This window comes from Thioclava sp. ES.031 (assembly GCF_002563775.1).
In the GTDB taxonomy this organism is placed as follows: domain Bacteria; phylum Pseudomonadota; class Alphaproteobacteria; order Rhodobacterales; family Rhodobacteraceae; genus Thioclava.
In genome coordinates, this window is sequence record NZ_PDJO01000001.1 from 1,173,823 (window position 1) to 1,189,050 (window position 15,228).

The following is a 15,228-nucleotide window of genomic DNA, read 5'->3' on the forward strand; positions in this document are numbered from 1 at the left end:
GCGCTTACTCGGCCGCCTTCATTTCGAAACCTTTTTCCAGCTGATCCGACGGCGTGATCGGATACTCGCCCGAGAAGCAGGCATCGCAATATTGCGGGCAGGAATTGTCGCGGCCCTCGGCCTCGCCCACGGCGCGATACAGCCCGTCGAGCGAGATGAATTTCAGGCTGTCCACGCCGACCCAGTTGCGCATCTCTTCTTCTGTCATCTGAGCCGCCAGCAGCTTGTCGCGGTTGGGCGTGTCGACGCCGTAGAAGCACGGCCATGCGGTCGGCGGCGAGGCGATCCGGAAATGCACCGACTTCGCGCCCGCATCGAGGATCATATCCTTGATCTTGCGCGAGGTGGTGCCGCGCACGACGGAGTCGTCGACAAGGACCACCCGCTTGCCGCGAATGAGCGACTTGTTGACGTTGAGCTTGAGGCGCACGCCCATGTTGCGGATCTGCTCGGTCGGCTCGATGAAGGTGCGGCCCATATACTGGTTGCGGGTGATCCCGAGCGCGAAGGGGATGCCGCTTTCCTGGCTGTAGCCGATTGCCGCCGGGGTGCCGCTGTCGGGCACGGGGCAGACCAGATCGGCCTCGACCGGGGCCTCGCGGGCCAGTTCCACACCGATGGCGCGGCGGGTCTCATAGACCGAGCGGCCGCCGATCATGCTGTCGGGGCGCGAGAAATAGACATGCTCGAAGATGCAGAAACGGCCGGTGGAGGGGCCGAAGGGGCGCGAGCTTTCGATATGACCGTCCTGGATGACGACCATCTCGCCCGGATCGATCTCACGGACGAAGTCCGCACCGATGATGTCGAGCGCGCAGGTCTCCGAGCTCAGCACATAGCCATGCTCGCCCAGCTTGCCCAGCACCAGCGGGCGTACGCCCAGCGGGTCGCGCACACCGATCAGCTTGGTCCGCGTCATCGCGACGATCGAGAAGGCGCCTTCCACACGGCGCAGCGCATCGGCGATCCGGTCGGCATGCTTGCGCTGGATCGAGCGCGCCATCAGGTGGATGATGCATTCGCTGTCCGACGACGACTGGAAGATCGCGCCGCGTTCGATCAGCTCGCGGCGCAGCGCGTCGGCATTGGTCAGGTTGCCGTTATGGGCGACCGCGCAGCCGCCCATCGAGAACTCGCCGAAGAAGGGCTGGATGTCGCGGATCACCGCGCCTTTGGAGCCTGCGGTAGAGTAGCGCACATGGCCGATGGCGACATCGCCCGGCAGCGTTTCCATCAGGCTCGACTTGGTGAAGTTGTCGCGGACATAGCCGAAACGGTGGGCCGAGTTGAAGCCGGTGGCGGCGTCATGGGCGACGATGCCGCCCGCTTCCTGACCGCGGTGTTGGAGGGCGTGAAGACCGAGGGCCACGAAATTCGCGGCGTCGGAAATGCCGACAACACCGAAGACGCCGCATTCTTCCTTGAGCTTGTCGTCGTCGAAAGGGTGGGCGTAGTGGGTCTTCTGGGCGGCGGGGCAGGACATGTCATCAGCTCCGTGTGACGCTAGGGGAGGGCGCTTTGGCCCATTTATAGACAAACGCGAGAGGTGTTAACCCCTCGCGCCTGTAAAACCGTCATGTGACTGACATCAATTGTCGGTCGCCGGAGGCAGTTCGTCCGTCCGGGCCGGGGCATCCGCACCCGGAGGGGCGGGGCAGGCGGCCACAAGTTGTTCGTAACGCTGAACGATCCAGCCGGGTGCATCGGCGGGCATCGATTCGTCGAGTTGGCCCGAGGCGCGCGAGAACACTTTGGCCGAACGTGAGTCGTCGACCACCGGCACGGGGTCGTTGCTCATCACGCGGTCATAGACCACGAAGGCCACCGCCACGAGGACCACCCCGCGCAGCACGCCGAACAGGAAGCCCAGACCCTGGTCGATCCCGCCAAGCGCCGAGCGCTGCACGGCCGAGGCGAAGAGCGGCGTGAGGATCGAAAACACGACCAGCGCGACGGCGAAGACCACTGCGAAGCCGCCGATCATGCCCAGCTCGCAGCTTTGACCGATGAACTTGTCGAGGCCGGGGATCTGCTGCACCAGCGGGCGTGCCTCGTTGGCGAAGATATAGGCGACGATCGCCGCTGCGATCCAGCCGACGATGGCCAGCGCCTCACGCACGAAGCCTCGCGAATAGGCGAGGATCGCCGAAAGAATGATGACGACCGCCACGATGGCATCGACAATGGTGAACCCGTCCATTTGCGCTCCTATGTTCTCGGCGTTAACCGGCGCCGAACATCTCCCCGGTAAATGTCACGAGATCGCCCAGCTTGCGCAATGCCATCCCGCTCGACCCTTCGGCTTTCGTTCCCGAGGGTGCGATCGCCTGTGAAAAACCAAGTTTCGCCGCTTCTTTCAACCTGTTTTCCGCCTGACCCACGGGACGCAGCGCGCCCGACAGGCTGATTTCGCCGAAAATGACCATATCGGCAGGCAGTGCCACATCTTCGCGCGCGCTGAGAAGGGCTGCGGCAGCGGCGAGGTCGGCTGCGGGCTCCACGACCTTCATGCCGCCCGCGACATTCAGGAACACGTCGAGCCCCGCAAACGGGATGCCGCAGCGCGATTCCAGCACCGCGAGAATGGTTGAGATCCGTCCGCTGTCGAGCCCGACCACGGTGCGTCGCGGCGAGGCGAGCGTGGAGGGTGCAACCAGCGCTTGAATCTCGGTCAGCACCGGTCGCGTGCCTTCAATTCCTGCGAAAACCGCCGAGCCCGGTGCGGGTTGACCGCGCTCGGACAGGAACAGGGCCGAGGGGTTGGCGACCTCGGCCAGACCCGCGCCGGTCATCTCGAAGACGCCGATCTCGGAAGCCGGGCCGAAGCGGTTCTTCACCGCGCGCAGAATACGGAACTGATGACCGCGCTCGCCCTCGAAATAGAGCACCGTGTCGACCATATGCTCGATCACGCGCGGGCCGGCGATCTGGCCTTCCTTGGTCACATGACCCACGAGGATCACGGCGGTGCCGCGCTTTTTGGCGAAGCTCACCAATTCGTGTGCAGCGGCGCGCAGCTGGCTCACCGATCCCGGCGCGCTGTCGACATTGTCCGACCACATGGTCTGGATCGAATCGATGATCACGAGGTCGGGGCGCTCGGTTTCCAGCGTCGTCAGGATGTCGCGCAGGGACGTTTCCGCGCCCAGACCGACCGGCGCATCGGCAAGCCCAAGACGTTGCGCGCGCATCCGCACCTGGCTCGCCGCTTCCTCGCCCGAGATATAGAGCGCCTTCACGCCTTTGCGGGCGAAGCTGGCCGTCGCTTGCAGCAAAAGCGTCGATTTCCCGATGCCCGGATCGCCGCCCACCAGAACCGCCGAGGCCGCGACCAGACCGCCGCCCAAGACCCGGTCCAATTCCTCCATGCCCGATTTCACGCGGGCAGGCGGGGTTTCCTTCGTGTCGAGCGCGGTGAGCGGGATCACCTTGCCTTTCGCGCCCTTCATCCCAGAGCCGGGCGTGGTCGAGATCGGCGCTTCTTCGTGGATCGAGTTCCACGCCCCGCAGGCGTCGCAACGCCCGGACCATTTGGCGTGCGTCGCGCCGCATTCGGCACAGCGGAAGATCGCGGATTGCTTGGCCATAAGGTCAGCTGCGGTCCAGATTGGCGGCGATCAGGCTCGCACATTGCTCGGGATGGGTGGCGGGCAGCATATGGCCCGCGCCCTCGACACAGGCGACGCCCACATCGGGCAACCGCGCAGCGATCGCCTCGGCCACTTTCGGCATCGTCGCGGGCGAGCGGTCGCCGTGGATGATCATCGTGGGCGCGTCGATCTGCTCGATCCCGTCGGGCCGCGCGATCTGTGCCGGATCTTCGAAATTGGCGCGGCTGATGTTCTCGACCATCGGCATGCACGCGGTGAAGCGCTCGCGCTGCGTCTCGGAATAGCTGTCCCACGGCTGACCGGTGCCCCAGTCGCGCATGAAGCCGCGCGCGGCAGGCTCGTAATCGCCCGCTTCTATCAATTGCTCGAAATGGTCCTGCTTGGCGCGCAGGTCCTGCCAATCCGGGTCGTCCTCGGGGAGGGCTGCGAACAGCACCGGCTCGATCAAGGTCAGCGAGCGGACGGCCTCGGGGGCGCCCACCGCGATACGCAGCGCGACCGAGGCACCGAAACTATGCCCGATCAGGTCCACGGGGCGCTCGATGAAGCTCGCCGCGATGCGCGTCACCTGCGTCTGGAAACCGCCCGGCTCGCTCACATCGCCGCGCCACGGCGCGGATTGCCCGTGGCTCGGCTGATCGAAGGCGACGGCATGGATCTGCTGGCCGAGCGGTATCAGCGCCTTCGCCCAGAGGTTCGAACTGCCGAGCGTGCAATGGATCGCGATGGCGGGGCGCTCGCCCTGACCGAAGCTTTGCCAGAACACTTCCGCCCCTTGTCGTTGATCACGCGGCATTCAGAGCGTCCCCAGATAGTCGTCGAGCAGCTCCAGATGGTCCTGACCCCAGAACCGCTCGTCGGTATCGGTCACGATATAGAAGGGCGAGCCGAAGACCCCGGCCTCGACCGCGTCCTCGAGGTTCTTCTCATAGGTGACCGCGCCATCGAAGAGGCCGGTGGTCGCCAGATTGCCGTCGAAGCCGTTGGCTTCGAGCGCCGCGCGGATCACCTCGTCCGAGGCGATGTCCTTATCCTCGGCCCAGCAGGCGCGCAGGATCGCGTTCACCAGACCGCCCACATCGCCGCCACCGGCTTTTTGCGCCGCGATGATCGCGTAGGAGGACGGTGCGGGGTTCGGCGGATAGCCGGGCGGGGTGGTGTTCATCTCCATCCCGAGCCGCGCCGACCAGCGCTTGAGCTCCTGCATCCGGTATTCCATCCGGCTCTGGTGGCGCTGCGCCGGGCGCACCCCGCCGGTGCGGTCGAACAGGCCCAGAAGATCGAGCGGTTTATAGGTGACTTCGGCCCCGTGACGCGTCGCGATTTCTTCGAATCGCGGTCCGCCGAGGTAGGCCCAGGGGCTGAACGTGCCGAAATAGTAGTCGATCCGTGCCATTCATAACACTTTCTTGACAGTCGAAATTGCCGCCACGCTACCCCGGTGCTAAGGCAGGCGCAATCAAGCGAATCCCGCCGGCACTGACCGGCGTCACGAAGGAACTGGCCCATGTCCGTCGTCACTGAACCGAAGCTCATCTCCGGAAATTCCAACAAACCGCTCGCGCAATCCATCGCGCGGCGCATGTCGATGCATCGCGGCATGTCAGTCGGTTTGGTGGATGCGCGGGTCGAGCGTTTCAACGATGGCGAGATTTTCGTCGAAGTTTTCGAGAACGTTCGCGGCGAGGACATGTTCATCATCCAGCCGACCTCGAACCCGGCCAATGACAACCTGATGGAGTTGCTGATCATCACCGACGCGCTCAAACGCTCTTCGGCCGATCGCATCACCGCCGTGATCCCCTATTTCGGCTATGCCCGTCAGGATCGCCGCACCAAGGCCCGCACGCCGATCTCGGCCAAGCTGGTTGCGAACCTGCTGACCGAAGCCGGGGTCGACCGCATCCTGACGCTCGACCTGCATGCAGCCCAGATCCAGGGCTTCTTCGATATCCCGGTGGATAACCTCTACGCCTCGCCGGTCTTCGCGCTCGATATCCTGCACAACTTCAAAGGCCAGACCGACGATATCATGGTCGTCTCGCCCGACGTCGGCGGCGTGGCCCGCGCGCGTGAGCTGGCCAAGCGGATCGACGCACCGCTCTCCATCGTCGACAAGCGCCGCGAGAAGGCGGGCGAAGTGGCCGGCATGACCGTGATCGGCGACGTGAAGGGCCAGAAATGCATCATCGTCGACGACATGGTCGACACGGCGGGCACGCTCTGCAAAGCCGCCGATCTGTTGATGGAGCACGGCGCGACCGAGGTTCACGCCTATATCTCCCACGGCGTCCTGTCGGGCCCGGCGGTCGAGCGCGTGACCAATTCGGCGCTGAAGTCGCTGGTCATCACCGACTCGATCGAGCCAACCGACGCCGTGAAAGCTTGCCCCAATATCCGCATCGTGCCGACCGCACCGATGTTCGCGCAGGCGATACTCAATACCTGGTCGGGCACGTCCGTGTCGTCGCTCTTCGAGACCGACACGCTCGTACCTATCTACGAGGGCATGTACACCCGCGACTGATCCGCGGCTCGCCCGAGACAAGAAAAAGGCCCGGATCTAAGCGATCCGGGCCTTTTTCATTGCGCCCGAGCCCGAGCGCCGGGTTACGAGGCTTTCTTGAGCGCCTTCTTCGCCTCTTTCAGCTTCTTTTCCTGACGCTCGACCTTGGCCTTGCGCGTCTTCACTTCCTGTTTCAGCTCCTTGAGCTTCGCTTTCTTCGCCATGATCAGGCTCCTCCGTGTCAATCCCTAGCAATAGCATCGTGCGGCAACGGTCCCGCGATGTATAGGGCCGGGCGTCGAAGCCATTGTTTTCGCGTCGGCCAAAGGTCGGGCTGGACAGCGCCGCGTGGCGCGGCGATGACTTGAGCATGCGCCTTTTCGCCCTTACCGCCCTCGTCATGGTCGCCTTCGCGGCCAATTCGGTGCTCAACCGGATGGCGGTGCATGATGCGGGATGGGGCCCTGCCACGACGGGCTTCGTGCGGCTCGCCTCGGGGGCGCTGGTGCTGTTGATCCTTGCGATCCGGGCCAAAGGCGCGCGCGGGCTGCGGCTGCCGGGCGCGGTGCTGGCGGCCGGGGTCGCGACGCTCGCGCTTTATATCTTCGGGTTCTCCATCGCGAGCGGGCTGATCGATGCGGGCGTCGGCGCGCTGACGCTGTTCGGGATGGTGCAGATCACCATGTTCGCAGGCGCGCTATGGCTGCGAGAGGCGATCTCGCTCTGGCGCTGGATCGGGGCGGGGCTGGCCTTTGCGGGGCTGGCTGTTCTGCTGCTGCCCGCCTCGGGTGCCGCTCATATCGACCCGCGCGGATTTGCGATGATGGCGCTGGCCGGGATCGGCTGGGGGCTCTATTCGCTCAACGGACGACGCACGGGCGATCCGCTGGTCGCCACCGCACTCAATTTCGCACTCGCCACGCCGCTGGCGCTGATCTGGATGCTTGGCGCGGGCGATTGGGGGCAGGGAGAAAGCTGGGGCTGGACGCCTGCGATCCTCTCGGGCGCGGTCACCTCGGGGCTGGGCTATGCGCTGTGGTATCGCGTGATACCCCAAATCCCCGCGAGCCTCGCCGCCATCGCTCAACTCTCCGTGCCCTTGATCGCGGCGCTGGGCGGGGCGGTTTTGCTCGCGGAGACGCCTTCGGAACGCTTCTGGCTGGCCGCGGCGCTGGTGATCGGCGGGATCGCCCTCTCGCTGAGGCGAAAAACCTGAGCGCATCTCTCGGATTTTCGGGCCGGAAACGGCTTGACCTCGGAACCTCCAGCGCTTCTTTAGTGTTTGACACACGTACCTTCGAACTAATGAGAGGACATCATGGCTTTTGAACTTCCCGATCTTCCCTATGCCCACGACGCACTCGCGGATCTCGGCATGTCGAAGGAAACCCTCGAATATCACCACGACATTCACCACAAGGCCTATGTCGATAACGGCAACAAGGCGATTGCCGGTACCGAATGGGAAGGCAAGTCGGTCGAAGAGATCGTGAAGGGCACCTACCAGCCGAACGCGGTTGCGCAGAGCGGCATCTTCAACAACGCCTCGCAGCATTGGAACCACACCCAGTTCTGGGAAATGATGGGTCCGGGCGCCTCGGCCATGCCGGGCGAGCTGGAAAAGGCGCTGACCGAAAGCTTCGGCTCGGTCGACAAGTTCAAGGAAGACTTCGCCGCCGCAGGCGCGGGCCAGTTCGGCTCGGGCTGGGCATGGCTCGTGAAGGACACCGACGGGTCGCTGAAAGTGACCAAGACCGAGAACGGCGTGAACCCGCTGTGCTTCGGCCAGACCGCGCTTCTGGGCTGCGACGTGTGGGAGCACTCCTACTACATCGATTTCCGCAACAAGCGCCCCGCCTACCTGTCGAACTTCCTCGACAAGCTGGTGAACTGGGAAAACGTCGCGTCGCGCATGTAATTTCCGCGCGCGATACGAATTGGAAGGGCGTCCTGCGGGGCGCCCTTTTTCGTTTTTGTGCCGGTGATGATTGCCGGAACGGAAAGTCTGCAAAGCAGGAACCGCGACCCTGCCAAATCGGTTTTCTTGACAGCTACCAGAAACCAAGAGGAGGATATGATGGCAGAGCGTATTCGTTCCAAGGACGGCAAGCGCGAAACCGAAGAGGTCCTCGGCGAGAAGCCCGAGAATATCGACACGCCGCAGGGGCAAGGCAGCTCGGGCGGGAACCTCAATCGCAAGGTCGGCACCCGCGACGAGAAGAAACGCCTGGATGAAACTTCGGCAGGCGCGACCCGTCCGTTGGGCGGCGACGAGCGCGACAGCGGTGAAAAGGAGAAGATGTGATGACCAAGCTTTCCAAAGGCACCTGGGTTGTGATCGCGGATGGCGAGAAGGCGCTGTTTCTTGAAAACATGATGGACGACCAGGATCCCAACCTCGTCGTGCGCCGCATCGACGAGCAGGAGAACCCGCCGGATCACGAGCAGGGCACCGACAGCCCCGGCCGCATGGCCGATGACGGCCCCGGCCATCGCTCGGCCTTCCAGGAGACCGACTGGCACGAGCTGGCGAAAATGCGCTTCGCCGACGATCTGGCAGAGCGGCTCTACAAGATGGTTCATAAGGGCCGGATCGAGCGGCTGGTGATCGTTGCGGCGCCGCGCGTCCTGGGCGAGATCCGCTCTGCACTGCATAAGGAAGTCTCCGACGTGGTGGTGGCCGAGATCGACAAGACGTTGACCAATCACCCTCGCGACGAGATCGAGAAGCTGGTGAAGGAAGAACTCGCGACCGCCTGAGCCGCGCCTCGCCAAGATGACAGGAAAAGCGCCGTGCGGGTCTCGCGCGGCGCTTTTTCATTGGGAATTCGAGAGGGGAGTGGGGCCTTGCGCTGTTGGTCAGAACGCCACGGATCGTTCAACCCGCCATGCGTCTCCGGCCGTCTGTCGAGCAAAGTAAAAACGCCGCGCGAGACCCGCGCGGCGTTGGTTGGTTGGGGAGGATCTAGGCGGCTCATTCGTCGCTCTCAAGGCTCTGCTTGAGCGTCTCGATATCGGGGTCGCTGGCGCGCGGCACGATCCGATAGACGGCGTTGACGAAGCAGAACACGGCGAACCCGAGAAGGCCCACGCAGATCGCCCCGGTCAGAAATTGTCCGAACGGGTGTCCGCGCAGCCAGTCGAACACCTTGCCGAGGCCGCCCGCGCTCGACGGGTCGTAGCTATAGGCGGCATAGACGATCAGCGCGCCCATGAGCGCGATCACCACGCCCTGCGCCACAAGCCCCGCCTGCAGCACGATATTGGCGCGCCGGGTAACCTCGTTGGCTTGCAGATGTTTCAGGTAGGCCTTGGTGATCCCCTTATAGAGGTAGTAGCCGCCCGCGCCGATCACGATCAGCCCTATGACGCCAAGCGCGATCCGGCCCATCGGTGCGCTCAGGATCGTGGAGACCAGTTTGCTTGTCCCGTTGTCGCCGCTAGCGCGGGCGACCAGAGCCGTCACGGCGATACCGCCGATGCCCAGATGGACGAGGCCGCTGACCACGAGGCCGATCCGCGCGACCCACCCCTTCATCTCGGAGCCATAGGCTTCGAGGTCCCAGAGCGCATCCACCACACGCCAGATCGCATATGCCGCCATGCCGAGCGCGATGGCGACCAGCACCACGGCGCCCCAGCCGCTCGAGAGCTTCTGCAGCACCTGCTTGGTGCCCTCGGCACTGCCGCCATGAAACAGCGACCAGAGCGAGACGCCGGCGACGACGAGATAGACCAGCCCGCGCCCCCCGTAGCCCGTGCGCATGACGGGCACTGCCCAGGCGAAATCGTCGGGGTCGTGGCTGTCGGTGGCGGACATTGGCGGTCTCTCTCGGTACTGTGAATTGACGCAGACCCAATGCGTGGACAAGCGCACAGGTTCCCGTGAGCCGCGGCCTTTCCTTTCGCCCGCCAATCGGTCAGGGTCACGCGGTTGAGAGAAGGGAATTTCGATGAACGAGGCGGTCAAGGGCTTCTGGGCGATGGTGACGGCCTGCGTCATCTGGGGGCTGTCGGGCCTCTATTACAAAATGCTCGACGGGATGCCGCCGATCGAGGTGCTCGCCCATCGCACGCTCTGGTCCTTCCTGTTCTTCGCCGTGATCCTCGGGCTGAAAGGCCGCCTTGGCGAGCTTTGGATCGCGCTGGCGGAACGTCGCGGGCGCGGGGCGCTGGTGATCGCGACGGCGGCGCTCATGATCTCGGCCAACTGGTTCACCTTCATCTGGTCGGTCCATTTCGGCCATGCGGTGCAGGCGTCGCTGGGCTATTACATCTTCCCGCTCGTGGCCGTCGTCCTCGGGCTGATCGTCTATCGCGAGGCGCTGAGCACGCGGCAGTGGATGGCTGTCGCGCTGGCCGCCACGGCGGTCATCGTCCTGACGATCGGGCTGGGCGTTGCGCCGTGGGTCTCGCTGATCCTTGCCGCGACTTTCGGCACTTACGGGCTGATCAAGAAGGGGCTGCGCGCGGGTCCGATGGTCTCGGTCTGTGCCGAGGTACTGCTGCTCTCGCCGGTCGCGTTGATTGTGCTCTGGGGCTATCACGCGGGTTGGTGGGGCAGCGCGCCCGGTGCGGGCCATTTCGGCGGCGACTGGAAAACGACGCTGCTCCTGATCTTCTCCGGCCCGCTCACCGGCACGCCTTTGCTGCTGTTCGCCTATGCGGCGCAGCGCGTGCGGATGGCGACCGTGGGGCTGGTGCAATATCTCAACCCGACGCTGCAATTCGCCGTGGCGACATTGGCCTTCGGCGAGACGGTCACGATCTGGCACGCGATCGCTCTGGGGTTGATCTGGACGGCGCTCGCGCTCTATTCCAGCGCCAACCTGCGGATGCGCCGCCCGCAGCCTGCGGCACAGCCCGTCACGCAGCGCGGTTTAGGCGAAAGCTGAGACGAGCGCGCGTTCCAGCTCCGCCACGCTGTCGACCGTCACGACGAGATCGCGCAGCGACGCATCCGCGAAGCCCTCGCCGATGACATGGTCGATCAGCGCCTCGAGTGGGGCCCAGTAGCCCTCGATATTGAGCAGATAGATCGGCTTCTCATGCAGGCCGATCTGGCGCCAGGTCAGCACTTCGAAGAGCTCATCGAGCGAGCCCGCACCGCCCGGCAGCACGACCACCGCATCGGCATTCATGAACATCACCTTCTTGCGCTCGTGCATCGTCTCGGTGACGACGAAGGTGGTCAGATCGCGCTTGCCGACCTCGCGCGGGAAGAGGTGCTCGGGGATCACGCCGAAGGTGCGCCCGCCCGCGGTTTGCGCCGCGCGCGCGACCTCTCCCATCAGCCCGACATCGCCCGCGCCGTAGACCAGCTGCCAGTCGCGCGCGGCGAGCATCTCTCCGGTTTCCTGCGCTGCTGCCGCATAAGCAGGCTTCGCGCCCGAACGAGAGCCGCAATAGACACAGACGGAACGGGGAAGGGTCATGACGGTGTCTCCGAAAATGCATTGTTATTGAGCGGTGATACCGGGGTTGATAAGTTCCCTCAAGGGACCGGGTGACCTAGCCGCACATAAGAACAGGCGGCAGGCCCCGAGGGATGACGTGAAGGCGGGACTTAAATGAATGAAAACGTGACGGATCAACCAGTCGAGAGCACCGGGCTCGGGGCGGTGAAAGGGGGGGCGGTCGCACTGCTCCTCGTGGTCTTGGGGCTGGTGCTTTGGGGCGTTCTGCGCCCGGTGGAACGCGAAGGGATGCAGCCATCGGGGACAGATACCACTGCCGCGACCGGTTCCGCAGGGGCGCCGCAAACGACACAAGAGGGGGGCGCGGAGACGGCCTCCGGCACTGCCGCGCCACAAAAGCAAGGCGTGGAAACCGTGGCTCAGGAAGCGGAAGAGGCGGCAAGTGCCGTGGCTCCGCTGGCAGAGGAGCCCACCGACAAGCTTGTTGAAACGGTCGACGGTCAGGGCGCGGAGGCTACGGCCGCGGCGTCCGCCACCGGGACCGAGGCGGGGGCTGACAGCACCACTGCGAGGGCGGCGGGTGACGACAAGGCGCTCTCTCAGGTGCAATTCGATGCGCTGCGGGCCACGCCCGACGGATCGGTGACGCTCGCCGGGCGGGCCGAACCGGGCGCCAAGCTCGATATCCTGGTGGATGGGAAAGTCGTGGCGAGCACGCTGGCCGATGGCAGTGGCAGCTTCGCTTCGCTCTTCGATCTCCCGCCTTCCGATGGCCCGCGCGCGCTCTCGCTGCGGGTGACCGGCGCGGATGGCATCACGCGTGACAGCGCCGAGACGCTCGTGCTGCGCGGCCAGCCGAAACAGGAGCGCCTCGCTTCGGCAGGGGAGAGTGCGACGTCCGGAGCGGCTGCGGATGGTGCGAAAGATGGTAGCGCCGGGGCGACTGCCTCGGCGACAGATGGTGCGGCAATGACCGGCACTGACGCAGGCGCGTCCGCCGCATCCGCGAGCGACGCGGCCCCCTCCACACCCACGCCGCCGGCAGCCCCGCTCATCGCGGATGCCGATGGCGCGCGGCTGCTTGCTCCGAAAAGCGACGATCTGGTGATCGACACGATCTCCTTCGGCTCGGGCGAGGTTGCGCGCAGCGAAGGGCGCGGCGCGCCCGAGGGCACGACGCTCAGCGCCTATCTCGACGACACGCTCGTCGCCGAGGCGCAGCCGGGCGCGGATGGGCGCTGGTCGCTTAACCTGCCTGGCTTGGGCACGGGCGAGCATAAGCTGCGGATCGATGCGCAGGATGCGTCCGGCAAGGTGGTCGCGCGGGCCGAGACCGGCTTCGACCAGCCCGACGAGATCCTCGTGGCCAACGCCGCCGATCCGACCGGTGCGCAGGCGGCTTCGGTGCGCGCGACCGGCGAGGTCGGCGACGCTGTGAAGGTGGTGCAGATCGTGAAGGGCAATACGCTCTGGGCGATCGCGCGCGAGGTCTATGGCGACGGGTTCCTCTATGTGCGGGTCTTCGATGCCAATCGCGACCAGATCCGCGACCCCGACCTGATCTATCCGGGGCAGGTCTTCAATATTCCCGCCCCCGATGCACAACCTGCCGAGGCTGCGCAGTAGCGCACAGACCGCTTGCATGGCTGGACTCCTGCGCGCCGCCGAGTAGGTTGCGCGCAGGTTTGCCCCGTGAGGGGCGCTGCCCCGCTCCCTGACGGGAGCCCCCGGGATATTTTAGCCAAGAGGAAGAGGAGGGCGCGATGCCTCCGGCACAGATCACGACCAAGGGCAAGATGAATGCCGAGGAGCGCGCCCGCGGCTGGCGGACGATCCGCGCGGTGCTGCCCTATCTCTGGGCGCATGAAGCCCCGTGGGTGAAGCGCCGCGTCGTCTTCGCGATGGTGATGCTGGTCTTCGCCAAGATCATCTCGGTCGCGACGCCCTTCGTCTATCGCGAGGCGGTCAACGCGCTCTCGGGCGAGGGCACCTCGGCGGCCTGGGCGCTGGGCATGGGGGCGGTGGCGATCACCGTGGCCTATGGCGTCGCGCGCCTGATGACGGTGGCCTTCGGCGAGCTGCGCGATGCGATCTTCGTGAAGGTGGCGCAACGCGCGCTGCGCCATCTGGCGCTGCAGACCTTCACCCATATGCATCAGCTCTCCTTGCGCTATCACATCACCCGCAAGACCGGCGGCCTCAGCCGGATCATCGAGCGCGGGGTGAAAGGCGTCGAGTTCCTGCTGCGCTTCATGCTGTTCTCGGTCGGCCCGCTGATCGTCGAGCTGACGCTGGTGGCGATCATCTTTGCAGTGGTCTTCGACTGGCGCTACGCGGCGGTCGTGCTGGTCACCATCGCGGCCTATATCAAGTTCACCTTCAAGGTCACCGAATGGCGCGTGAACATCCGGCGCGAGATGAACAAGGCCGATACGGCGGCGAACCAGAAGGCGATCGACAGCCTGCTGAACTTCGAGACGGTGAAATATTTCGGCGCGGCCAAGCGCGAGGCGGAACGCTACGACGACTCGATGAAGGGCTACGAGTCGATGGCGGTGAAGACCGGCCAGTCGCTCGCGGCGCTCAATGCGGGCCAGACGCTGATCATCACGATCGGGCTCGTGACGGTGATGGTCATGGCCGCGATGCAGGTGCAGGCGGGCACGCTGACGGTCGGCGATTTCGTCATGGTGCAGGCCTACATGATCCAGATCACAATGCCGCTGGGCTTCCTCGGCACGGTTTATCGCGAGATCCGTCAGGCGCTGGTCGATATGGGCGAAATGTTCGATTTGTTGCAGCAACCGGCCGAAATTCAGGACAAAGAAGGCGCCGATGTTCTGAAAGTGAAAGGCGGGCATATCAGCTTCGACCATGTCGAATTCGCCTATGACCCGACGCGGCCGATCCTGAAAGGGATTTCCTTCGACGTGCCGGCCGGGCAGACGGTGGCGCTGGTCGGGCCCTCGGGCTCGGGCAAGTCGACGATCGGGCGCTTGCTGTTCCGCTTCTACGAGGTGACTGGCGGCGCGATCCGCATCGACGATCAGGACCTGCGCGATGTGACGCAGGAGAGCTTGCAGCAGTCGATCGGCGTGGTGCCGCAGGATACCGTGCTCTTCAACGACACGATCCGCTACAACATCGCCTATGGCCGCGCCGATGCCACGGACGAGGAAATCGTCGCGGCGGCGAAGGCGGCGCGCATCCACGACTTCGTGCTGAGCCTGCCCGAAGGCTATGACACGGCCGTGGGCGAGCGGGGGCTGAAGCTCTCAGGCGGCGAGAAGCAGCGGGTGGGCATCGCACGCACGATCCTGAAGAACCCGCCGATTCTGCTTCTGGACGAGGCGACCTCGGCGCTCGATACGCAGACCGAACGCGACATCCAGATGAGCCTGAAGGCGATGGGTGAGGGGCGGTCCGTGATCACCATCGCGCACCGTTTGTCGACGATCGCGGATGCGGATCAGATCCTCGTGCTCGACAAGGGCGAGATCATCGAGCGCGGACGCCACGAGGAGTTGCTGGCACAGCGCGGGCGCTATGCCTCGATGTGGGCGCGGCAATCGGCGGAAGAGGAAGACGAGGCGGAGCAGGGGGCGGCGTAAGCCTTCCGTTGTCAGCCATCTGAGCTCGGGGCGACCAGCCCCGGGCAGCGCCCGACCCTTCCCCCGGGAGGGCGCATTGGCGA

General features: G+C 65.0%; 15 protein-coding genes. 8 read left to right on the forward strand and 7 right to left on the reverse strand.

Going from position 1 to position 15,228, the window contains the following annotated elements:
• Positions 1-4: 4 nt before the first annotated feature.
• The 5 genes from purF to AXZ77_RS05770 all read right to left on the reverse strand — a co-directional run bounded on the left by purF (position 5) and on the right by AXZ77_RS05770 (position 5,007).
• The gene (gene purF, locus AXZ77_RS05750; RefSeq protein ID WP_078519608.1) at positions 5-1,483 is read right to left on the reverse strand and encodes an amidophosphoribosyltransferase; all 1,479 of its coding nucleotides are present in this window, start codon (positions 1,481-1,483) and stop codon (positions 5-7) included.
• Between the two features lie 105 nt (positions 1,484-1,588).
• Entirely contained in the window at positions 1,589-2,200 is a 612-nt protein-coding gene (locus tag AXZ77_RS05755; protein WP_078519607.1) for a CvpA family protein, read from the reverse strand.
• Positions 2,201-2,222: 22 nt separating this feature from the next.
• Positions 2,223-3,587, reverse strand: a complete 1,365-nt coding sequence (gene radA / locus AXZ77_RS05760; RefSeq protein ID WP_078539678.1) for a DNA repair protein RadA — start codon at positions 3,585-3,587, stop codon at positions 2,223-2,225.
• A gap of 4 nt (positions 3,588-3,591) precedes the next feature.
• Entirely contained in the window at positions 3,592-4,407 is an 816-nt protein-coding gene (locus AXZ77_RS05765; protein WP_098410400.1) for an alpha/beta fold hydrolase, read from the reverse strand.
• Complete coding sequence (locus tag AXZ77_RS05770) at positions 4,408-5,007, reverse strand: 2-hydroxychromene-2-carboxylate isomerase (protein WP_098410401.1); 600 nt, start codon at positions 5,005-5,007, stop codon at positions 4,408-4,410.
• Between the two features lie 111 nt (positions 5,008-5,118).
• On the opposite strand from AXZ77_RS05770, the gene AXZ77_RS05775 reads away from it, so the two are divergent.
• From AXZ77_RS05775 to AXZ77_RS05795, 5 genes are all read left to right on the forward strand, one after another.
• The gene (locus AXZ77_RS05775; protein ID WP_078519603.1) at positions 5,119-6,138 is read left to right on the forward strand and encodes a ribose-phosphate pyrophosphokinase; all 1,020 of its coding nucleotides are present in this window, start codon (positions 5,119-5,121) and stop codon (positions 6,136-6,138) included.
• A gap of 349 nt (positions 6,139-6,487) precedes the next feature.
• Positions 6,488-7,333 carry a DMT family transporter gene (locus tag AXZ77_RS05780; RefSeq protein WP_098410402.1) on the forward strand — a complete coding sequence of 282 codons (846 nt, stop codon included), beginning with the start codon at positions 6,488-6,490 and terminating at the stop codon, positions 7,331-7,333.
• A gap of 102 nt (positions 7,334-7,435) precedes the next feature.
• A complete protein-coding gene (locus tag AXZ77_RS05785; RefSeq protein ID WP_078519601.1) occupies positions 7,436-8,035 on the forward strand; it encodes a superoxide dismutase in 600 nt (199 codons plus the stop codon).
• Positions 8,036-8,194: 159 nt separating this feature from the next.
• A complete protein-coding gene (locus tag AXZ77_RS05790; protein WP_098412449.1) occupies positions 8,195-8,422 on the forward strand; it encodes a hypothetical protein in 228 nt (75 codons plus the stop codon).
• Positions 8,422-8,877 carry a host attachment protein gene (locus tag AXZ77_RS05795; protein WP_098410403.1) on the forward strand — a complete coding sequence of 152 codons (456 nt, stop codon included), beginning with the start codon at positions 8,422-8,424 and terminating at the stop codon, positions 8,875-8,877. Before AXZ77_RS05790 ends, AXZ77_RS05795 begins: the two co-directional genes overlap by 1 nt.
• A gap of 214 nt (positions 8,878-9,091) precedes the next feature.
• Here the strand turns inward: AXZ77_RS05795 and AXZ77_RS05800 are convergent, their stop codons facing one another.
• Positions 9,092-9,937 (reverse strand): DUF1206 domain-containing protein, encoded by an 846-nt coding sequence (locus AXZ77_RS05800; protein WP_098410404.1) that lies wholly within the window; start codon positions 9,935-9,937, stop codon positions 9,092-9,094.
• 133 nt (positions 9,938-10,070) lie between these two features.
• Between AXZ77_RS05800 and rarD the strand changes: the two genes are divergently transcribed.
• Positions 10,071-11,012: an EamA family transporter RarD gene (rarD, locus tag AXZ77_RS05805; RefSeq protein ID WP_098410405.1), complete on the forward strand. Its 942-nt coding sequence runs from the start codon at positions 10,071-10,073 to the stop codon at positions 11,010-11,012.
• On the opposite strand, the gene AXZ77_RS05810 is transcribed toward rarD, so the two are convergent.
• Positions 10,998-11,552 (reverse strand): TIGR00730 family Rossman fold protein, encoded by a 555-nt coding sequence (locus AXZ77_RS05810; RefSeq protein ID WP_098410406.1) that lies wholly within the window; start codon positions 11,550-11,552, stop codon positions 10,998-11,000. The genes rarD and AXZ77_RS05810 overlap by 15 nt on opposite strands.
• A 135-nt stretch (positions 11,553-11,687) precedes the next feature.
• Here AXZ77_RS05810 and AXZ77_RS05815 point away from each other — a divergent pair, with 135 nt between their 5' ends.
• A complete protein-coding gene (locus AXZ77_RS05815) occupies positions 11,688-13,160 on the forward strand; it encodes a LysM peptidoglycan-binding domain-containing protein (protein WP_098410407.1) in 1,473 nt (490 codons plus the stop codon).
• A gap of 137 nt (positions 13,161-13,297) precedes the next feature.
• Positions 13,298-15,145, forward strand: a complete 1,848-nt coding sequence (locus AXZ77_RS05820) for an ABC transporter ATP-binding protein/permease (RefSeq protein ID WP_098410408.1) — start codon at positions 13,298-13,300, stop codon at positions 15,143-15,145.
• The last annotated feature ends 83 nt before the right edge of the window (positions 15,146-15,228 follow it).